Source organism: Lentzea sp. NPDC036955 (assembly GCF_055608005.1).
Genome location: NZ_JBVJRC010000013.1, coordinates 1 through 20,489 on the forward strand (window position 1 = coordinate 1; position 20,489 = coordinate 20,489).

Consider the following 20,489-nt stretch of genomic DNA (forward strand, 5'->3'; position numbering starts at 1 on the left):
CTGCGGATCGCCGGGCCCGTGGAGAAGACGGCCAGCTTGAGGCCCTCGTCGGGCGTCTCGTCGAAGTGCGGCTTGTAGGCCAGCCACGCGAGGACAGCACCGAGGAACGCGCCGAGCATCTCGCCGGCGAAGTAGACGAGCGTCGAGCCGACGCCGACCGGCACACCGGGCGCGAACTCGGCCGCACCGCTGGTGAGGATGCCGACCGTCACGGCGGGGTTGAGGTGCGCCCCCGACTTGTACGCGATGTACACACCGGCGAAGACCGCGAGACCCCACCCGAAGTTGATCAACAGCCAGCCGCCGTCGAACCCCTTCGACTTGGCGAGCAGCACGTTGGCCACCACGCCCGCACCCAGCAACAGCAGGATGCCCGTACCGAGCACCTCGCTGAGGAACACTGTCCCGAGACCCACGCTGGCCTCCCTCTGACCTGGCAGGACGGACCATGTTCGACGCTGCTGCGCTGCCCGCCTTCGCACCGCCGGACCTCGGCGAGCACGAGGACGGGGACGACGCGGAACGGCCGCCGTTGCGCGGCCGCACGACGCCTCCCCCTGGGTTGGCCGACGTGGACTGGGCGGCCCTGGAGGACGCCTACGGCACGGCCGCCGACACGCCGTTGTTCATCGAGGCGATCACGAGCGACGACGACGGCGACCGGAACTTCGGCGTGTACGGCCTCTACTCGGCCACCACGCACCAGGGGTCGGTCTACACGGCGTCCGAGGCCGCGATCCCGTTCCTGGCCGAGCTGCTGCACCAGGACAACGAGCTGGCACCGCTGTTCCTGGCCAGGATCGCGGTCGGCGAGACGCACTTCGTGGCCCGGCCGGACGACGTCGCCAAGGCCACGAGCGAGTACGCGGGGCTGGTCGCGGAGTTCGCCGCCGACGTCGAGGCGATGTGGACCCGCACCGGTGACGACGAGGCGCTGCGGCTGCTGGTGCTGCTGGGCCGGGAGCCGGAGAGGCTGCCCGCCCTGACACCCGACGCGTCCGCGGGACTCTGCCTGGCCCACGGTTTCCTGGCCGCGCGCGACAACGGAGTCACGCCCGGCAGCGCGCGACGCACCGACGCGAGGGTGGACCACGTCGCCGCGGCACGGGATCTGATGACGACCAGCCCGTCGTTGCACGTGCGCGGTGCCGCAGCAGCGTGCCTGGTCTACTCGGGTTTCGCCGACGACGGCACGCGGGCGTTGCTGCACCACCTCGCACAGGGCGAGTACCCGGTGCACGACACGTGGACGGGTGACCTCGGCGAGCTGGCCGCGGCGGCGTGGACCTTCGGCACGGACGACGACGGGCTGCTGACCGCGCCCGAGGGCAGCCGTCCGACGTTGCACGCCCGGCTGCTCGAACGGATGGCGCGCCAGTTCCGCGGCAGCGGGGACGGCTACCGCGCGCTGGCGCCGGAGGAGCTGACCGCGGCCCAGCGCACGACCCTGGAGACCGCGCTCCGCTCCTCACCGCAGACGATCACCGGTGCCGACGTCGACTACCTGTGGGTCGACGTCCCGGGAACGGTCGCCGCGGCGCAGCGGCTGCTCGGCACCGCGACCGGCGAGCTGACCCGGCGCACCTCCCTGGGTCCGCTGTGGTTCGTGCTGGAGGACACCCTGCTCGCCCGCGGCGACCGGGAGTCCGCCCTCACCGCCCTGGCCGAGGTCGATGCGTGGGCCGCGCTCGGCGAGGTGTTCGCCCAGCGCGGGCCGGACAGCACGAACGAGTCGATCAGTCTGACCGTGCGCCACTTCCGCGGCGACCGCCACGACTCCGCCGTCACGCTCGCGCTGTCCTCGGTCTTCGCCGACGCACTCGCCGGCCACCGCCCACGGATGGAGGCGTTCCTGGACGGGTGGCTGCCTCGGGTGTCCGAACTGGACGGTCACGACCTGGCGTTCAACGTCCCCGGTGAACGCATCGGCACTGCACTGGCCGCCCTGGCCCGGTCGGGCGGGTTGCCGGAGCGCTTCCGCCCGATGGTCAAGCCATACCACCGGTTCCCGGAGTACTCCACGGTGCCCCTGCCGTTGCTGGAGGAGCTCGGCTGGGCGGCGTCGGACGACTGACGCACGCCCGTCAGACGGCGGTGGGTGCGCCGGTGACGGTGGCGAGCTGGAACTTGGTCTCGTCCGCGCTGCCGGGCACCGCCGTCATGACGACGATCTTGAGCTCGGTGTCGCCGTCGCCCAGGACGTCGCAGTCGACCTCGACCGGGCCCACCGACGGGTGGTGGATCGTCTTGTGGTCCTCGCGGTGCGCGGCGACCGCCCCGGTGGCCCACAGCCGCGCGAACGTCTCGTTGCCCGCGGTCAGCTCCCGGACGAGCGCGGCCAGGCGGCGGTCCCGCGGGAACCGGCCGGTCGCGCGGCGCAGGTCGGAGACGACGGCGGCGTCGGTGGCGGCGCGGTCCGCCTCGGTCACCGGCCACCGCGCGAGGTGGGCGGGGCCGCCGTCGGCGGCGAACCGGTCGCGGGCGAAGTTGCGCGACCGGGGCGGGGAGAGGGCCGGGTCGCCCAGCAGCGCCGCCCACCCGCGGTTCCACCACACCAGCTGCCAGTCCGCCGCGAAGACGGCGGCGGCCACGTCGCCGAGGCGGGCCAGCACCCGCTGCATCCCCGGCGGGACGTGGTCGGAGATGGTCCCCTCGGCCGGCGGCACGAGCAGGGCCAGCCGGTACAGGTGGTCCCGCTCGGCGGTGGAGAGTTGCAGAGCACGCGCCAGCGATGCCACCACCGACGCGGAGGGGGCCGTGGCCCGCCCCTGTTCCAACCGCACGACGTAGTCGACCGAGACGCCAGCCAGGTCGGCCAGCTCCTCGCGCCGCAGCCCCGCCGCACGCCGCCCGCGCGCCGTGCCGATCCCGGCGGCCGCCGGGGACAGCCGGTCCCGCCAGGTCCGGATCATCGCACCGAGTCCGGTGCCGGAGGTCGTCACGACGTCCATCCTGCTGCCCGCGGCGTCCGTTGTCCGGGTGGGAGGGTGGTACTGCTGTTCCTACCGCCGGGCCGGTCCTGGTCCACGGCCGCGCCGGCGCTCACGATCGTTCTCATGACGATCACCTTCATCACCGGGGCCAACAAGGGTCTCGGCCGCGAGACCGCCCGCCGCCTCGCCGGGCTCGGCCACACCGTCCTGGTCGGTGCCCGCGACCGGGAGCGGGGCGAGGAGGCCGCCGCGGCGCTCGGCGCGCGGTTCGTCCCGATCGACGTGACCGACGACGCGTCAGTGGCCGCTGCGGCCGCCGACGTCTGCGACCACGAGGGCCGCATCGACGTCCTGATCAACAACGCCGGCGTGCACGGCCCCCTCGGAGGGGAGCTGGGCGACCTGACCGCCGCCGACGCCCTCGCCGTCTTCGAGGTCAACGTGCTCGGCGTCGTGCGCACGACGCACGCGTTCCTGCCGCTGCTGCGCCGCTCCGACGACCCGGTCGTCGTCAACGTCAGTAGCGGCATGGGTTCCCTCGCCCTCACCCACGACCCCGGCCGCCCCGAGTCGGGCGTGGTCGCACCGTTCTACGCCGCCTCGAAGGCGGCGCTGACGATGTTGACCACGCAGTACGCCAAGGGCTTGCCGGGCATCCGCGTCAACGCGGCCGACCCCGGCTACACCGCGACGGACCTCAACGGGCACAGCGGCTTCCAGACGGTCACCGAGGGCACGGATGCGATCGTCGCGCTCGCCACCGAGGGCCGCGGGGCGGACACAGGCCGGTTCGTGTCCCGCGAGGGCGAGCTCGCCTGGTCCTGATCAGGGCGTGTGCATGCGGTCGACCTTCACCGTGAGGACGACGCGCTGCTGCTCGCCGCCGCCGAAGCCCGGGTAGGGCCGCCCGAGGTACTTCTGCGACAGCTCGTCGATGTGTTCGCGCGCGCCGTCGGCGGTGATGTCCACGACGCTGCCGCGCAGCGCCCAGTACCGGGAGGGCGCGGCCGGGTCGGCGATGCCGATCGCGATGCGCGGGTCGCGGCGGAGGTTGCGGGTCTTCTGGTGGGTGTCGACCGTGTTGATCAGCACGTGGTCGCCGTCGGTGCCCACCCAGGTCTGGGAGATCTGCGGTGAGCCGTCGGGCATGAGCGTGGTGACGAAGCAGATCGCCTTGGCGTCGAGCACGGCGATCAGGTCGGCGGGCAGTGCCGTCATGGTGAGGGCCTTCATCTCTTCTGGTCGTTGTAGAGGTGGCCGATGAGCGCCTCGTCCGGGGCGTCGCCGGAGAGGTCGGCGTGGCGCAGGCCGGCCAGGGCGATCCGCAGGGAACGGCGCCACAGGCCGGGTGCGCGGGTGCGGGTGGCGTCCATGACGCTGCCGACCATCACGTGCACCGCGGCGAAGTCGGCGGGCGTCGCACCGGCGGGGAGCTGACCCGCGCGGACGGCCCGGTCGACCAGGCCGGCCACCAGCGGGGTCATCCGGTCGTGCGCCCGCTGCACCAGCGCCGTGGCCTGGTCGCGGCCGCGCAGCAGCTCCCCCAGGCCGCGGCTCTGCGCCTCGACCTCCAGCTGCCGTTCGAGGAACCAGGCGAGCCCCGCCAGTGCGTCCTCGTGCTCGGCGGCCTCCTCCGCGAAGCCGACCACCGTGTCGACGTGGTCGCTGAAGAGGGCGTCCAGCAGGTCCTGGCGCTCGGGGAAGCGGCGGTACACCGTGCCCATCCCGGTGCCTGCGGCCCGCGCGATGTCCTCATAGGACACGTCAAGTCCTTGGGTGGCCATCAGCTCGTACGCCGTGCGCAGCAGCAGCTGGCGGTTGCGCTCGGCATCGCGCCGCAAGGGAGGAGGTCCGGTCACGCACCGAACCCTAGACAAGTGGAAGAGAAATTCCAAGTTGAAGATTTCTTCCACTTCTAGGTTACGCTCGTGCCATGGAGCCGTTCCCGATCGCCGTCCCCGAAGCCGACCTGCTGGACCTGCGCGCCCGCCTGACCGCCACCCGGTGGCCCGACCGCGAGACCGTCACCGACGGCAGCCAGGGTCCGCAGCTCGACCGCATCCGCGCCCTGTGCGAGCACTGGGCCACCGGCTACGACTGGCGGCGGGCCGAGCAGGTCCTCAACGACCTCGGCTCGTCCCGCACCACCATCGACGGCGTCGACGTCCACTTCCTGCACGTCCGCTCGGCCGAGCCGGACGCGGTGCCGTTGCTGCTGTGCCACGGCTGGCCCGGTTCGGTCCTGGAGTTCCGGCACCTGGTCGGCCCGCTGACGGACCCGGTCGCCCACGGCGGCGACGCCCGCGACGCGTTCCACGTCGTGATCCCGTCGATGCCGGGCTTCGGGTTCTCCGGCAAACCGACCACGACCGGCTGGACCGCCGCCCGCGTCGCCGACGCGTGGACCACCCTCATGCTGCGGCTGGGTCACGACACCTGGTTCGCGCAGGGCGGCGACTGGGGTGCGGCCGTGGTCGAGCAACTGACCCGCAGGGCACCCGAACGGTGCCGGGGCGTGCACTTCAACCTACCCCTGGTGTTCCCCACCGCCGCCGAACTGGCCGAGGCGACCGAGGAGGAGCAGCGGATGGTGGCCCGCGCCCAGCGCTACCAGGACGAGCTCAGCGCGTACGCCCGCGAACAGGCCACCCGCCCGCAGACGATCGGCTACTCGCTCGCGGACTCACCGGCCGGCCTCGCGGCCTGGATCTACACGCTCTTCCAGGACGTCACCGACAGCGACGGCAACCCCGAGGACGTCATCGACCGCGACGAGATCCTCGACGACATCATGCTCTACTGGCTGCCCAACGCCGCCGCGTCGTCCGCGCGCCTCTACTGGGAGGAGGCCAGGACCGGCGGCGGCGCCCAGGAACCCAACCCCGTGCCCGCCGGGTTCAGCATCTTCCCCGGTGAGGCGGTGCAGGCGTCGCGGCGGTGGGTGGAGCGGCGGTACACGACGGTGCTGCACCACGCCCAGCTGGAGCGCGGCGGCCACTTCGCGGCCCTCGAACAGCCGCGCGTCCTCACCGAGGAGATCCGGACGACGTTCCGGTCGCTGCGCTGACCACGCAGCTCGGCTCGGCAGCTCACCGGGGTTCCCGGTCGTCCACGGAGACCGAGGAGCTCTCGATGGCGTTGCCCGCTCCCCCGCGCCACAGGTTGAACCCGGCTTCGACCGCGACCAGGTACCACTCGTGCGAGATCGGCCGGTCCGCTCCTGGCGAACCCGCTTGACGGAGTGAGCACTCACTCCGCATGCTGGGCGCATGACACCGACATCCGAGGCCCGGCGGCGAGCGCCGGGCATGAGCGCGGAGGACCGCCGCGCCATGATCGTGCACGCCGTGCTGCCGCTGCTGGTCGAGCACGGCACGAACGTCACGAGCAGCCAGATCGCCCGCGCCGCCGGCATCGGCGAGGGCACCGTCTTCCGCGCGTTCAAGGACAAGGACGAGCTGTTCGACGCCTGCACGGCCGAGGCGCTCAAGCCCGACCACGTGCTCGACGCCATCGCCGAGATCCCCCTCGACCAGCCGCTGGAAGACCGCCTCGTCGAGGCGGCAGAAGCGCTCGGCGCGCACCTCGAGCGGATGGGCGCGCTCATGGGGGCGCTGCGCGCGTCCGGCCGCCCCAAGCACCGCGACCACCGCCGCGGGGAGCACGGCGGCAGGAGCCGGCGGCACGAGTCGATGATCGCGATCCGGGAGGCCGTGGTCGAGCTGTTCGTGCCCGACACCGACCGGTTGCGCCTGCCACCCGACCAGCTCGCCGCCCTGTTCCTGACCCTGCTGTTCGGCGGCCGCAGGCTGGCCTCCGACGTCGACGCGCCCACCACGCGCCAGGTGGTCGACTTCTTCCTGCACGGCGCCGTGGAGGCCGCATGATGCCGGGCGGCGTGGAGTTCCTGCTGGGCCGGCGTGGCCGCAGGCGCGCTCCCACGACCGTTCCGGACAGCGGGCTCACCGGACCGGTCGACATCCCCGAACCGACACCGGAGCCACAACCGAAGGACCTGCGCTCCCGCCTCAGGCGGGTCAGGACGTCCGTGGCGGGCACCGTCCGCGGCCTGCCGAAGGTCGCGAAGCTGACGTGGCAGGCCAGCCCGGTCCTGACGGTCGTGCTGACGCTGATCACGCTGCTGTCCGGGCTGCTGCCGACCGCGACCGCCTACATCGCGAAGCTGCTGCTGGACTCCGTCGTCGCGGCGATCCAGCACACCGGCACCACCGGGGACATCGCGAAGGTCGCGGCACTCCAGTTCGGCGTGCTCGCCGCGACCGCGGTCAGCAGCGCGCTGACGTCGATCGCGCAGTCGCTGCTGCAGGAACGCATGACGCTGACCATCCGCCACCGGGTCATGACCCACGCCAGCGACCTGCACCTCGCCTACTTCGAGGGCTCCGCGTCGTACGACATGCTGCGCCAGGCCGCGCAGGAGGCGCCCACCCGGCCGTTGTCGATGATGAACTCCGCGCTGGGGCTGCTGCGGACGCTGATCACGTTCGGCAGCATGATCGCGTTGCTCGTGTCGATCAGCCCCCTGCTGGCGCTGGTCGCGCTGCTGGCGCCGATCCCGGCGTTCATCTCGCAGTCGAGGTACGGATCGCGCGCGTTCTGGCTGACCTTCATGATGTCGCCGATCAAGCGCCGGATGGACTACCTGTCCTCGCTGGTCACGACCGACACCTACGCCAAGGAGACGAAGCTGTTCGGGCTCGGCCCGTACTTCGTCGACCGGTTCCGCCGGCTCGGCACCGTCTCCTACGAGCGGCAGCGCAAGCTCACGGTCAACCGCAACGTCAGCTCGACGTCCTGGGGCCTGCTGAGCACCCTCGCGGGCTCGGCGATCACGCTGTACATCGCGCTGGAAGCGGTCGGCGGCCGGCTCACCCTGGGCGACCTGGCGCTGTACACGGCCGCGGCGGCGTCGGTGCAGGCGTCGGTCTCGGGGCTGTTCACGGCGTTCTCGGGGATGTACGAGAACAACCTCTACCTCGACACGCTGTACCGGTTCCTAGACACCAAGCCGGAGATCACCGCCCCACCGGCTCCGCGGCCGATGCCGTCCACCGTGGAGGGGCACATCGAGTTCGACTCGGTGACCTTCAGCTACCCCGGCGCGGGGGAACCCGCGCTCGACGACGTGAGCTTCGAGATCCGCCCCGGCGAGACGGTGGCGGTGGTCGGCCGCAACGGCGCGGGCAAGTCGACGTTGTTCAAGCTGCTGTGCCGCCTTTACGACCCGACCGGCGGCCGCATCCTGCTCGACGGCGTCGACATCCGCGAGTACGACCCGGTCGAGCTGCGCACCCGCGTCAGCGCGATGTTCCAGGACTACGTGACCTACCAGGGCACCGCCGCGGAGAACATCGGCCTCGGCGACCTCGTCCGGCTCGAAGACCGGCCCCACATCGAGAACTCGGCCCGCCGCGCCGGTGCCGACGAGCGCATCGAACGGCTGCCGCAGGGCTACGACAGCCCCCTCGGCCGCTGGTTCGACCAGGGCGTCAGCCTGTCCGGCGGCGAGTGGCAGAAGATCGCGCTGGCCAGGGCGTTCCAGCGGGAGGCACCGATCCTGGTGCTGGACGAGCCGACTTCCGCACTGGACGCGCAGGCCGAGCACGACCTGTTCGCCCGCCTGCGGGAGCTCTCGCAAGGTCGCACGACCCTCTACATCTCGCACCGGTTCTCCACCGTGCGGCAGGCGGAGCGGATCCTGCTGCTGGAGCACGGGAAGGTCGCCGAGTACGGGACGCACGAGGAGCTGATGGCGGCCGGGGCCGGGTACGCCGAGCTGTTCACGTTGCAGGCCAAGGCGTACCTGGACGAGGTGCCGGGCGCACGCGTCGAATAGCGCGTCCTGTTCGATTCGAACAGGCGAAATCACGTCCTCCAGGCTGCGGAAAATCGAATCGTTCATATTCATGAATCATCCGGACGACCCGCACGACTAGGGCTTCGAGTTCATGACCGTGAATTTTATTGCTCAGCACGCGTTGTTGCGCAATACTCGACAAAAGCGCCGCCAGCTACGCTGACTCCCACCGCCATAGCGATCAGCGTCATTTCGATGAATTCGTCCGATCTTCGAAGACGCAGGAGGACAAATGAAACGACCAGTCGCACGGCGGATCTCCGCTGTCGTGGCCGCGGTGGCCGTCGCGACCTCGACCGGCGCGGTGCTGGTGACGTCACCGGCGTCGGCGGCCGCCGGCACCGCGACCGGCTACGCCTCCCAGAACGGCGGGACCACCGGCGGACAGGGAGGGGCGACGGTCCGGGCCACCACGGGAACCCAGATCCACCAGGCCCTGTGCGGCCGCGCGAGCAGCAGCACGCCGATCGTCATCGAGGTGTCGGGCACGATCAACCACGGCAACACCGCCAAGGTCTCCGGCAGCAGCTGCGAGACCGCCGCCGGCGTGATCGAGCTCAAGCGGATCAGCAACGTCACCATCATCGGCGTCGGCAGCGGAGCCGTCTTCGACCAGCTGGGCATCCACATCCGCGAGTCCCGCAACATCATCATCCGGAACGTGACGGTCAGGAACGTCAAGAAGTCGGGCTCCCCCACCTCGAACGGCGGCGACGCCATCGGGATGGAGAGCAACGTCCGCAACGTCTGGGTCGACCACGTCGACCTCCTGGCCTCGGGTGGCGAGTCGGAGGGCTACGACGGCCTGTTCGACATGAAGAACAACACCCAGTACGTGACCCTGTCCTACAGCACCCTGCGCAACTCCGGTCGCGGCGGTCTGGTCGGGTCCAGCGAGAGCGACCGCTCGAACGGGTTCATCACCTACCACCACAACCTGTACCAGAACATCGACTCCCGGGCGCCTTTGCTGCGCGGCGGCATCGCCCACATGTACAACAACCACTACGTGAGCTTGAACGAGTCCGGCATCAACTCCCGGGCCGGCGCCAAGGCCAAGGTGGACAACAACTACTTCAAGAACTCCCGCGACGTCCTCGGCACCTTCTACACCACGGAGGCCGGTTACTGGCAGGTCAGCGGCAACGTCTTCGACACCGTGACGTGGTCCGCCCCGAGCAGCGACCACAGGCCCGCCGGGCCCGACGTCAAGTCCACGACGACCGTCTCCGTGCCCTACGCCTTCACCCTCGACCAGGCCACCTGCGTTCCGGGTGTCGTGAGCCGCACGGCGGGCTCGGGAACGGGTCTGGCGGAGTCGAACGGCAGCTGCCAGTAGAACTCCGCACGGACTGAGCGAGATCCTGTTCGACGAGGGGAGCCCGTGGCGGCACAGGCCGTCACGGGCTCCCGTGTTCGCAAGACCTTTCCCCGTGGGGAGATCAGCGAACGGTGAGGGTGTACTCCGCGGTTCCGGTCTTGCCCGCGCTGTCCGTCGCCGTGACGGTCACCCTGTAGGTGCCGCGCTGGTACGGGCCCATCAGCGTCATCCGGGTGGTGCCGCCCGGGTTGACGGTCTGCGGGGTGAACATCGGCGCGTTGGGCAGGCCGGCGCCGGTGAGCCGGATGGTGCCCGTGCCACCGGTGACGGTGACCGTCGCGGTGGCGTAGCCGCCTGGCGGGACGCTGCCGGAGTTCGGCGACACCGAGGGCGTGGGGCCGTTCACGGTGCCGCTGCCGACGGTGAGCGTGTACTCGGCGGTCCTGGACTCCGCGGTGCCCTTGGCCGTGACGGTGACCTTGTACGTGCCCGCCGGGGTGGTGGCCGAGGTCGCGAGGGTCAGCTTGGCCACCTCACCGGAGTTGACGGCCGCGGGCTGGAACGTGGCCGTCGTTCCCGCAGGCAGGGCGGACGCGCTCAGCTCCAGCTTCTCCGGGCCCTGGTCGCCTGCCGTGGTGGTGACGCTGGTGGAGACGTGCTTGCCGGGCTCGGCCTTGCCGGAGGACGGCGACAACGCCACCGCGAACCTGCCGGGCTGGGTACCACCGCCGATCTCGCCCTTGGCCCAGTCGCCCATGGAGTTGGTCAGCCGCGCCATGATGCTGTAGCGGTTGCAGCCGCTGGCACCCCACGACGAGACGCCGACGATCACGCCGTCCACGATGAACGGACCGCCGCTGTCACCCGAGCAGTTGGCGGTGCGCCCGTCGTCGTAGCCGGTGCACACCATCAGGTCGCCGTTGACCCTGATGTCGAAGACCTGGCAGCCCGCGGGGTCGTTGACCGGCAGGGTGGTCTTGCGCAGCTCGCCGGACCCGCCGGCCGAGGAGGTCTTGCCGTAGCCCAGGGAGAAGCCGGACCCGCCGGGCCGGGTGAGGGCGCTGTCCCCCGAGCCGGCCACCGCGGCCCACTGGCTCTGCGGGACCGGCAGGTCGTCGGCCGTGGTGACGACGGCGACGTCGTAACCGGTGCGCCAGCCGCCGGAGCCGGTGTAGCCGGGGTGGGTCTTGAACGACTCGACGGCGGTGCGGAACGTCTCGTCGCCAGGGGTGTTCAGGTCGTCGTCGCCGTAGACGTAGCTCTTGGCGCCGGTGGCGTCGACCATGCAGTGCGCCGCGGTGAGGATCTTGCGCTTGCCGACCACCGAGGCGGTGCAGGACTGCCCCTGCGGGCCGTTGCCACCGACGCGCATGCCGGCGATGACGAACGGGTGTTCCTTCACGGTGGTGCGTTCCCCGTTGACGATCAGGGCTCCGGCGCCACCGGGGCGCAGCTGGTCGGTCGGGGTCGCCGCGGTGCTGGTCCCGCCGGCGGGCGTGGCGCCCGCCGCGGTGACGACGGGCATGGTCACCGCGGCCAGTGCCAGGGTGAGTACCGCTGCGAAGCGTGGTGTTCTCATCGTGTTCCTTCGGTGCAGGGGTGTGGTGGAGCCGGAGGGCGTTGTCCGTCCACTTCGGTCAGAACGTGATGGACCAGCCGGTGAGCGTGCCGGTGTCGAACCGGTAGGTGTCGGTCACCAGGAGCCGCCAGGTGCCGTTGGCCTCCTCGCGCGAGGCGTCGACGGTGAAGCTGCGGTGCACGCCGCCGGACTCGCCGACACCACCGGCGCGCTGGAGCGGGTAGGCCGTCCCGCTCGGTCCGACGAGACCGATGGCGAGGTCCCCGGTGTAGCCGTGGTCGATGTCGACCCGGACCGACAGCGCGGCAGAAGCCTTGCCGTCACAGGAGTCCTGGGTCACCGAGGTGCCGACCGCGGTACCCGCGTCGGGGATCGCCACGTCCTCGTCGTTGCTCCTGGCTCCGCACCGGGGCGGGGTGCCGCCGCCGACGTCACCGACGAAGAGCAGCCTGTTGGGCGAGCCGGTCCCGGGATTGCTGACCAGGTCGGGGGTGGCGCTGCGCACCAGCGCATCGCCGACCTGCTGCGGGGTCGCGCCGGGGTGGGCCGACAGGTACAGCGCGGCGGCGCCCGCCACGTGCGGTGAGGCCATCGAGGTGCCGCTGGCGGTGCGGAAGGACCCGGCGTTGTCGCTGGAGTGGATGTTGCCACCCGGAGCGAACAGGTCGACGCAGCGACCGTAGTTCCCGCCGCGCGTGCGGTCCTTGTTGAACCAGCCGACCGTGAGCGCCTCGGGGACGCGGGCCGGGCTGACCCCGCACGCGTCCTCGCCGTTGTTGCCGGCGGAGACCACCACCACGAGCCCCTTGGCCACCATCGCCTTGACCTGCTCGTCACCGACGCCGAGGACGTCCATGCCCAGGCTCAGGTTCACCACGGCGGGCTTCACCGCGTTCTTGGCCACCCACTCCATGGCGCTGACGGTGACCGAGTCCGGGCCGGAGCCCCGGCAGTCAAGCGAGCGCACGGCCACGACCTTGGCCTTCTTCGCCACGCCCACGGTCTTGCCCGCGATCGTCCCGGCCACGTGCGAGCCGTGCCAGTAGCAGTCACTCGCGTCGGCGTCGTTGTCGAGCAGGTCGTAGCCGTGACTCGCCCTGCCCTCGAACTCGGGGTGCTGGACGCTGATCCCGGAGTCGATGACGTAGGCGGTCACGCCCTCGCCCTCGTTGGGGTAGGCGTACTTCTTGTCCAGGGCGGTGGTGCGCTGGTCGACCTGGTCCAGCCCCCACGACGGCGGGTTCGGCTGCTCGCCGGTGGCCCTGCTGGTGCCGTCCTGGTGCACGGACCTGACCGACGGGTCGGCCGCCAGCCGCCGTGCCTGCTGCTCGGACAGGTCGCGGACCGCGAAACCGTTCAGGGTGACCGAGTACGTGTCGGTCACGCGGCCACCGTAGCGCCGGGTGAGCGCCTCGGCCTGGCCCCCGGCAGCCGCGCGGGCCTCGGCCTTGAGCACCACCACGTACTGCCCGGGGTGGTGCCGTTCGGCTTGGGCGACAGCGGCTTCCGGCTGCTGCGCCACGGCTTGGCCCGCCGTGGCCGCCACGGTGGCGGTGGCGACCACGACCGTGACCAGGCTTGCCGCCCACCGCTTTCTGCGCTCTTGCATCTGTTCCTCCATCGCGCGTTTCGAGCGGCCGCTGGCAGGGGCTCGAGACGTCGGGCCGCTCGGCAACCACCATTCGGCCTGGGCGACGGGGTGAACAAGTGTGGCTGGGACCCGTAGGGGTACGGGAAAAGACACGTGGTCGACGGCGTTCTATTTCGCGGGGTTTACCGTGCCCGCTCGACCGACCTAGCCTGGCGGGAGTTCCGCTGCGGGTGGGCCGTCGACAGGAGCGAGCAGGCATGGGACGTGGTGGGGTGCGCCCGCTCTCCGTCCGGTCCGGGTCGGTACCGCTGGTCGGCCGGGACGCGGAGCTGGCCGCCCTGCTCGACGCCGTGCGGCACGCGCCGGCCGTTGTCTTCGTGGAGGGCCAGGCCGGGGTGGGCAAGACGCGGCTGGTGGCCGAGTTCGCCGCGGTCTGGGACGGGGACGCGCGGGTGGTCGTGGGTGCGTGCCAGCCGCTGCCGGAGCCGTTCCCGTACGGGGTGCTCCTGGACTGCCTCAGCCGGTGCGGTGACCGGCTGGCCGATCCCGGTCCCGTCACCGGCGCGCTGCGCGACCACCTGCCCGAGCTCGCCGACCTGCTGCCGCCCGCGCCGCGTCCCCTGCCCGATCCCGCGGCTGAGCGGCACCGGGTCTTCCGCGCGGTGCGGGAGCTGCTCCGCTGCCTGGGGCCGACCGTCCTCGTGCTGGAGGACCTGCACTGGGCGGACGAGGAGACCCGCCGGGTGCTGCGGTTCGTGCTGGGCACCCCGCCGCCGGACCTGTCGGTGGTGGTCACCTACCGCCGCGAGGACCTGCCCACCGCGGCTCCGCTCGGCCAGGTCGTGCACGTCCCGCACGGGCTCGACCTGGTCCTGCGCCCCTTCGACGCGGTGGACGTGCGGACCATGGCCGATGCGCTCGTGGGGGCCGAGATCACCTCGGCGGCGTTCGCCGACGCCGTCCTGCGCGAGACGGCCGGAATTCCGTTCGTGGTGGAGGAAACGGTTCGCGCCCTGCGCGACCCGGTGCGCGATGTGCGCGCGGAAGGCGATCTCGCGCAGGAGGTCGTGGCCGGACTCGACGTGCCGGTCCTCGTGGCGGATGCGGTTCGGGAGCGGCTGGGCGCCCTGTCCGGCGCCGCCCGATCGCTGGCCGAGGCCGCCGCGGTGCTGGGCGTGCCGGAGACCGCGGACGTCCTCTGCGCGGTGGCGGGCGAGACGGCGACGGAGCACCTCGTCGCGCTGGTGGAGTCCGGGGTGTTGGTGGAGGGAACCGCGAACAGGTTCGGCTTCCGGTGCAACACCGCCCGGCGCGCGGTGTGCGCTTCGCTGCCCGGTCCCCGCAGGCGGGAGCTGCACGAACGCGCGGTGGCGGTGCTCTCCGCACTGGACAACGCGCCGGCTGTCCGCCTGGCCGTGCACGCCAAGGCGGCGGGCATGAGGGACGAGTGGCTGCGCTTCGGCGACCTCGCCGCCGAGGAGGTCGAGGACGTGCCCACCGCGGTCGGCCTGCTCTCGGAGGTGCTGGCCGACCCGGGGACCAGCGCGCGGGACGCCAACCGGCTGGCCACCAGGATGTGCGGCTACGCCCTGACCGGACTGCCCGGCGGAGTGGTGACCGCGCGGGTCGAGGCCCTGCTGTCGGACCACCGGCTGGACCCGGACGTCCGGGGCGAGGTGCACCTGTGGTTCGGACTGCTGCTGCAGCGCGAGACCGGGAAGGTGGACCGGGGTGCCGAGGAGATCGCCCGCGCCCTCGACCTGCTCGGCGGGCAACCGGAACGCACCGTGCGCGGCATGGCGGCCGCGGCGGGCCCGTACCTGGGGACGGGGTCCATCACCGAGCACCGCGCCTCGCTCAGCCGGGTGGAGGGGGTCGTCGACCACCTGCCCACCCCGGCCCTGCGCATCGCCGTCCTGGCCACCACGCTCGGCGGGCGGCTCATCGCCGGTGACCCGAGCACCTGGGAGCGCATCGCCCAGCTGCCCTCCCCGGCGGAGGTGCACGATCCCGAAGAGGTTCACCAGTTGGCCAGGGCGCACTGCAACGTGGCGGACGCGTGCTCGTGGATCGGGTACTACTCGCGGGCACGGGAGTTCCTGCGCCACGGGTTCGACCTGGCCGAGCGGGCCGGTGCCTCCTACGTCGTCGGCACCGCCGAGGCCACCGAGTCCCGGCTCGACTGGCTCAGCGGGCGGTGGTCGGGGCTGGGACAGCGGATCGACCACCTGCTCGGCACCTATGCGAACCTGCTGCTCGCCACCGACCTGAACCTCACGCGCGGCTGGCTGGCGACGGCCAGGGGTGAGTGGGTGCGGGCCGAGGAGGCCTTCCTGGCGGCGGGTTCGCACTCAGGCGCCCCGGTCTTCCCGGTGGGCATCTCGGCGGCGGGCGGCATGGCGGGGATGCTGCTCAGCCGGGGCCAGGCCGCCGCGGCGGAGGCGCACGTCGAGCGCGGGGTGGAGATGCTGCGGAGCAAGGACGCGTGGGTGTGGTCGGGCGACGTCCTGCCCCAGGCCGTGGACTGCCTGCTGGCCCTCGGCCGCGTCGACACCGCGCGGCTGCTCGTCGCGGAGACCACCGCCGGCCTGCGAGGTGCCGACGCTCCACTGGCCCAGGCGGCGCTGACCGCGTGCCGGGCGCGACTCGCCTCCGCGGCCGGGGACCGCGCCGAGGCAGATCACCTTTACCGCGAGGCGATCGACCTGCACCGGGAGCTGGGTCTGCCCTACCGGGTCACCCAGCTCGCCGAGCAGGCCGAGGGCGACACTCCCCCGGCCGGCGTGCTCGACGCCCTCGCCCGGTCCTACGAGTCGCTGGGGGCGACGGTCGACGCCGCGCGCTGCCGCCACCGCATCCGCAGCACCGGCGCGACCACCCCGTCCCACCGGGGGCGACGCGGCTACGGCGACGACCTCTCCCCGCGCGAGCAGGACGTAGCCCGCCTCCTGGCGGGCGGCCACACCAACCGGGAGATCGCCCAGGCCCTGTTCCTCTCCCGCCGCACGGTCGAGGAGTACGTCGTCAAGGTCCGCCGCAAGCTCAACGCCCGTTCCCGGCACGACGTCCGGCTCGGCTGAGCACGACGTCACCCGAGCCGGCCGTCGACCAGCCACCGCACGTGGTCGCGGTTGCGCAGGGCACGGCTCCCCGAACGACATCCGCACGTGCATCAATTTCATCGGACGTCAGGAACTCTCGATCGGTTCGGTGCCGGAGGACGATCATTCGGCGGTGGCATGATCCCGCGCATGCGGTTGCCGAAGGCTTTCCACCCGCTCCGGCATCGGCGATTTCGGCGGTTGTGGACCGGGCAGGTGTTCAGCGCACTGGGAAACGGGCTCACACCGGTCGCTTTGACGTTGCTGGTCCTGGGCGGTGACCGGCCGGCCAGCGCGCTGGGCTGGGTGCTCGGTGCGCAGAGCGCAGGGCTGATCCTGTTCGTGGTGGTCGGCGGGATGCTGGGCGACCGGGGCGACCGGGTGCTGCTGATGACGCTCGCCGACGTCGTCCGGCTCGTGGCCGTGTTGGTGCTGGCCACCGTCGGCTCCGGTGCGGCGGTCCCGACGCTGATGGTGATCACGTTCGTGCTCGGGGTCGGCGGCGCCATGTTCGAACCGGCGGCGCGAGCCCTGCTCCCCTCGCTGGTGCCCGACGACGACCTGCAGGCGGCGAACGGGCTCAACGGCGTGACCAACCGGGTGGCGCTGATCATCGGGCCCCCGGTGGGCGCGGCGCTGTTCACCGCCCTCGGCCCGTCGGTCGTGTTCGCGGTGGACGCCGCCACCTTCCTCATCTCGGTGGTCGCTCTGATCGGCCTGCGGACGACCGGCTCCGCGCCGCGCCGGGCCGAGTCCGGCCGGTCGCCCGTCTCGGAGGCGCTGGAGGGGGTTCGGGCGGTCGGGCGGCAGCCGTGGGTGGGTGCGGTCATCCTCCAGGGCGCGGTGCAGGTCCTGCTCGTGCACGCGCCGCTGGCGGTGCTCGCCCCGATCGTGCTGCGTTCCCGCGGGGAGCTGGGGTCCTACGGCTGGCTGCTGTCCCTGCAGGCGGCCGGAGCCGTGGGCGGCGCGCTGATGGCCGGGCGGTGGAAGCCGAAGGAACCCGGAACCGTTGCCCTGCTGGCGATGCTGGGTGCCGGTCCGGTGCTCGTCGGGTTGGCTGCTGGGTTCCCGGTACCGGTGCTCGCGCTGCTGATGGCGGTCTACGGGGCCGGCGGATCGCTGTTCGCGGTGCTGTGGGTCAGCGCCCTGCAACGGCGGGTGCCGGACACCGTGCTGGCGCGGGTGGTGTCGTTGGACTACCTGGGTCAGCTGGGGCTCGAACCGGTCGGGCTGGCACTCACCGCGCCGTTCGCGGCGGTCGCGGGCATCGCGGCGGCGATCTGGGTGAGCATCAGCGCGCTCGTCGCGACCACAGCGCTGCCGTTCGCCGTGCGCGGTGTGCGCACTTTCGGCGCCGACCGTGACGAGAAAGAACTCAGCCGTTGACGGCGAGGGCCGCGTCCCGGTGTCACGTGTAGGTGCCGTGTAGAACGCCTCATTACGTTCGTTCAACGTGCGGAAATCCGCGCTCCAGCTGAACGGACGAAGGATCACGACAATGCGCAAGACAATCATCGCGACGTTGAGCGCGGTCACCCTGATGGCCGCCGCGGCTCCCGGGATCGGCGTCGCCGGCACGAGCGACTACCCGGTCACGCCCTTCCGGATCGAGTACGGCGCGAGCGTCCTCTCCGGTTCCATCACGTGGTACAACCGCAGCGTCTCCATCCCGGGTGAGCTGAGGGCTCGCTCCTCCGAGAAGCAGGGCCGGTTCCGCGGTACGTCCGCGAACTGCGTGACACCTCTCGAGACGCGAACGGCACAACCCGGCGAGAACAGGGGGTTCAACGTCGGGCTCAACTGCGACTACCCGGGTGGACTCACCAACGTCTACGTGGCCCTGTGGGAAGGCGGCACCTACCGCGGTGGCGTGGTCTGCACCAGGCAGGGCTGCGTGGAGGACTGAGCCCGTCGGGCACAGGGCGACGCTCGGAGGAGGTCCGGTCCGCACCTCCGAGGTGCGGACCGGACCTTCCCCATGTCAGCACCGCGGGAACGTCACGCCGGTGAGCCGCTCCGACACCTCCCACAACCGCCGCGCCAGCACCGGGTCGCTGGCCGCCGCCGACCGCCCGACCAGCGCGGGGTGGCCGTGCAGCTCGAACCTCCCGTCCGGACCCACGTAGCTGGCGCCCGGCAGGTCCTGGGTCGCCGCGTACAACGACGGCAGCGCCCCCTGCTCCTCGCTCTGCGCGAGGTACCGCCCGGCCAGGTGCACGACCTTGACGAGGTGCCGGTTGCGGCCCTTCGTCCCCAGGTTGCTCGCCGTGTAACCGGGGTGAGCGGCCAACGCCCTGACGGCCGACCCCGCGTCCCGGCACCGCCGGTCCAGCTCCAGCGTGAACAGCAGGTTCGCGAGCTTCGACCGGCCGTAGGCCTTCACCGGGTTGTAGCCGGACCGGGCGAGGTCGAGGTCGTCCAGGTCGAGCACCCCCGCCCTGTGCGCGCCGGACGCCACCGTGACGACGCGGTCGGTGATCGAGGGCAGCAGCAGGTTCGTCAACGCGAAGTGCCCGAGGTGGTTGGTGCCGAACTGCAGCTCGAACCCGTCCGCCGTGCGGCCTTGCGGGGTCATCGCCACCCCGGCGTTGTTGACGAGGACGTCGATCCCGCCCTGCCACCCCTGCGCGAACGCCCGCACCGACGCCAGGTCGGCCAGGTCCAGCTGACGCACCTCGGTCGTGCCGCGCATGGCCGCCGCCGCCCGCTCCCCCGCGGCGACGTCCCGCACGGCGAGCACCGTGCGCGCCCCCGCCGCCGCGAACGCGGTCGCCGTGCCGCGCCCCACCCCGCTGGCCGCGCCGGTCACCACGACGGTGCGCCCGGTCTGGTCGGGGAGGTCTGCGACGGCCCACCGCTGCTTCGTCATGATCGCCAGTCTAGGCACCGGCTGGGTCGAGCACCGGTGCGAGCGCGGGGGTGCGGCGCCGGGAACCCGGCGCCGCACCCCCTCCACGGCCGAGCGTCCTACTTCTCCCTCAGCAGGTACACGTTGCCGTTGCCGTCCGCGTCACTGTTGAAGATCAGGTCCGTGTCGTTGATGAACGCGGCGTGCGGGTGCACCGACTCCTCGTTCGAAGAGCTCCCGTGCTTGAACATCTTCACGGTGTCGACCTTGTTCGTGCCGGCTTTGATGTAATAGAAGTAGATGTAGGCCGTCGAGTCCTTGTGGCCGTCGCCCTGGATGATCGTCCGCGCGGGGTTCATGGCGTAGTGGTTGCTGCTCTCCCGGGTGTCGTAGCTGAAGAACTCCTGCTTGCGGATGTTGTAGGTCACCACCTGGTCCGGCGTTTCGCCCTGCTTCCGCTGTGCGAAGGCGGCGTCCCGGCCGTTGGACGCCCAGAACGGGTGCGCACCGTGGTCATTCGAATCGGTCAGCATCGTCTTCTTCTTCGTGCCGATGTCCACCAGACCGATCTGGGAGTCGTAGCGCAGGTGGAACAGCAGCGTGTCCCCGTGCACCGGGTTGATCAACACGTGGTCGACCTCCCCGTCGATCTTCTTGACCGTTTGCAGCTCCCCCGATCTCACGTCGACCAGGACGAGCGAGGAGGTTTTCTCCTCCTCGTCGTACAGCGACGCGGCGACCGTCTTGCCGTCCGACGTGAGCGAGGGGATTCCCTTGAAGTCGTACCTGCTCGAGAAGGTGCGGATCTTCTTCTCGCGGTACGGGGCGCGCAGGCTGACGCTGGTCAGCGTCCGGTCGTCGAGGTAGAAGGCCTCCTCGGTCTGCGGCGAGACGTTGGCGTGGTCGCCGTCGATGTCGTCGGAGTCCGTGACCTGCACGAACCTCCCGTTGTCGAGCGACATGAGGTAGAGGTTCTCGTCGCCGTCGCGTTCCGACATGAACAGGACGGAGTTGAGCGACGGGACGTAGGGGTCCACGTCGAGGTACATCTTGTTGTCGAGCTCTTTGTCCCTGGTGAGCTGAACCACCTCGTAGTCGGGGTCCAGGGCCGGGCGGATCTTCCACTCCGACTCGAATCGCGCGCCCTTTCCGAAATCGACCGCGGAACCTTCGGCGAGAGCGGCACAGGAGAAACCCAGCATGCTCACGGAAACGAGAAAAGCCACAGTTGCTTTCAC

General features: G+C 71.5%; 17 protein-coding genes. 9 read left to right on the forward strand and 8 right to left on the reverse strand.

The window, feature by feature from the left end:
* Window positions 1-416 (reverse strand): MIP/aquaporin family protein (locus ACZ7CF_RS36330; protein WP_470371899.1); only part of this gene is annotated, 416 nt, incomplete at its 3' end.
* Between the two features lie 32 nt (window positions 417-448).
* Between ACZ7CF_RS36330 and ACZ7CF_RS36335 the strand changes: the two genes are divergently transcribed.
* Complete coding sequence (locus ACZ7CF_RS36335) at window positions 449-2,074, forward strand: hypothetical protein (protein WP_470371900.1); 1,626 nt, start codon at window positions 449-451, stop codon at window positions 2,072-2,074.
* A 10-nt stretch (window positions 2,075-2,084) separates the two neighbouring features.
* On the opposite strand, the gene ACZ7CF_RS36340 is transcribed toward ACZ7CF_RS36335, so the two are convergent.
* Complete coding sequence (locus ACZ7CF_RS36340) at window positions 2,085-2,951, reverse strand: helix-turn-helix domain-containing protein (RefSeq protein WP_470371901.1); 867 nt, start codon at window positions 2,949-2,951, stop codon at window positions 2,085-2,087.
* Between the two features lie 105 nt (window positions 2,952-3,056).
* Here ACZ7CF_RS36340 and ACZ7CF_RS36345 point away from each other — a divergent pair, with 105 nt between their 5' ends.
* Window positions 3,057-3,758, forward strand: coding sequence for an SDR family NAD(P)-dependent oxidoreductase (locus ACZ7CF_RS36345; RefSeq protein ID WP_470371902.1), 702 nt, complete (start codon window positions 3,057-3,059; stop codon window positions 3,756-3,758).
* Here the strand turns inward: ACZ7CF_RS36345 and ACZ7CF_RS36350 are convergent, their stop codons facing one another.
* Together ACZ7CF_RS36350 and ACZ7CF_RS36355 are read right to left on the reverse strand one after the other, a co-directional pair.
* On the reverse strand, window positions 3,759-4,166 hold the full coding sequence (locus ACZ7CF_RS36350) for a PPOX class F420-dependent oxidoreductase (RefSeq protein WP_360396553.1): 408 nt from the start codon (window positions 4,164-4,166) through the stop codon (window positions 3,759-3,761).
* A complete protein-coding gene (locus tag ACZ7CF_RS36355; RefSeq protein ID WP_470371903.1) occupies window positions 4,163-4,792 on the reverse strand; it encodes a TetR/AcrR family transcriptional regulator in 630 nt (209 codons plus the stop codon). The genes ACZ7CF_RS36350 and ACZ7CF_RS36355 overlap by 4 nt, the downstream gene beginning before the upstream one ends.
* Before the next feature lie 74 nt (window positions 4,793-4,866).
* Here ACZ7CF_RS36355 and ACZ7CF_RS36360 point away from each other — a divergent pair, with 74 nt between their 5' ends.
* From ACZ7CF_RS36360 to ACZ7CF_RS36375, 4 genes are all read left to right on the forward strand, one after another.
* Window positions 4,867-6,000 (forward strand): epoxide hydrolase family protein, encoded by a 1,134-nt coding sequence (locus ACZ7CF_RS36360; protein ID WP_360396549.1) that lies wholly within the window; start codon window positions 4,867-4,869, stop codon window positions 5,998-6,000.
* Window positions 6,001-6,241: 241 nt separating this feature from the next.
* Window positions 6,242-6,820, forward strand: coding sequence for a TetR/AcrR family transcriptional regulator (locus ACZ7CF_RS36365; protein ID WP_360396883.1), 579 nt, complete (start codon window positions 6,242-6,244; stop codon window positions 6,818-6,820).
* Window positions 6,820-8,790: an ABC transporter ATP-binding protein gene (locus tag ACZ7CF_RS36370; protein WP_470372017.1), complete on the forward strand. Its 1,971-nt coding sequence runs from the start codon at window positions 6,820-6,822 to the stop codon at window positions 8,788-8,790. Before ACZ7CF_RS36365 ends, ACZ7CF_RS36370 begins: the two co-directional genes overlap by 1 nt.
* Before the next feature lie 253 nt (window positions 8,791-9,043).
* Window positions 9,044-10,150, forward strand: coding sequence for a pectate lyase family protein (locus ACZ7CF_RS36375; RefSeq protein ID WP_360396547.1), 1,107 nt, complete (start codon window positions 9,044-9,046; stop codon window positions 10,148-10,150).
* Window positions 10,151-10,253: 103 nt separating this feature from the next.
* Here ACZ7CF_RS36375 and ACZ7CF_RS36380 read toward each other — a convergent pair whose 3' ends face one another.
* Both ACZ7CF_RS36380 and ACZ7CF_RS36385 read right to left on the reverse strand, forming a co-directional pair.
* The gene (locus tag ACZ7CF_RS36380; RefSeq protein ID WP_458432177.1) at window positions 10,254-11,711 is read right to left on the reverse strand and encodes a trypsin-like serine protease; all 1,458 of its coding nucleotides are present in this window, start codon (window positions 11,709-11,711) and stop codon (window positions 10,254-10,256) included.
* Between the two features lie 58 nt (window positions 11,712-11,769).
* Complete coding sequence (locus ACZ7CF_RS36385) at window positions 11,770-13,320, reverse strand: S8 family peptidase (RefSeq protein ID WP_360396543.1); 1,551 nt, start codon at window positions 13,318-13,320, stop codon at window positions 11,770-11,772.
* Between the two features lie 239 nt (window positions 13,321-13,559).
* On the opposite strand from ACZ7CF_RS36385, the gene ACZ7CF_RS36390 reads away from it, so the two are divergent.
* The 3 genes from ACZ7CF_RS36390 (at window position 13,560) to ACZ7CF_RS36400 (ending at window position 18,309) form a co-directional block, all read left to right on the forward strand.
* The gene (locus ACZ7CF_RS36390; protein ID WP_470371904.1) at window positions 13,560-16,382 is read left to right on the forward strand and encodes an ATP-binding protein; all 2,823 of its coding nucleotides are present in this window, start codon (window positions 13,560-13,562) and stop codon (window positions 16,380-16,382) included.
* 171 nt (window positions 16,383-16,553) lie between these two features.
* Complete coding sequence (locus tag ACZ7CF_RS36395) at window positions 16,554-17,789, forward strand: MFS transporter (protein ID WP_470371905.1); 1,236 nt, start codon at window positions 16,554-16,556, stop codon at window positions 17,787-17,789.
* Between the two features lie 112 nt (window positions 17,790-17,901).
* Window positions 17,902-18,309 carry a hypothetical protein gene (locus ACZ7CF_RS36400; protein WP_470371906.1) on the forward strand — a complete coding sequence of 136 codons (408 nt, stop codon included), beginning with the start codon at window positions 17,902-17,904 and terminating at the stop codon, window positions 18,307-18,309.
* 75 nt (window positions 18,310-18,384) lie between these two features.
* Here the strand turns inward: ACZ7CF_RS36400 and ACZ7CF_RS36405 are convergent, their stop codons facing one another.
* Complete coding sequence (locus ACZ7CF_RS36405) at window positions 18,385-19,272, reverse strand: oxidoreductase (RefSeq protein WP_470371907.1); 888 nt, start codon at window positions 19,270-19,272, stop codon at window positions 18,385-18,387.
* Between the two features lie 98 nt (window positions 19,273-19,370).
* A complete protein-coding gene (locus ACZ7CF_RS36410) occupies window positions 19,371-20,459 on the reverse strand; it encodes a TolB family protein (protein ID WP_470371908.1) in 1,089 nt (362 codons plus the stop codon).
* Window positions 20,460-20,489: the final 30 nt, after the last annotated feature.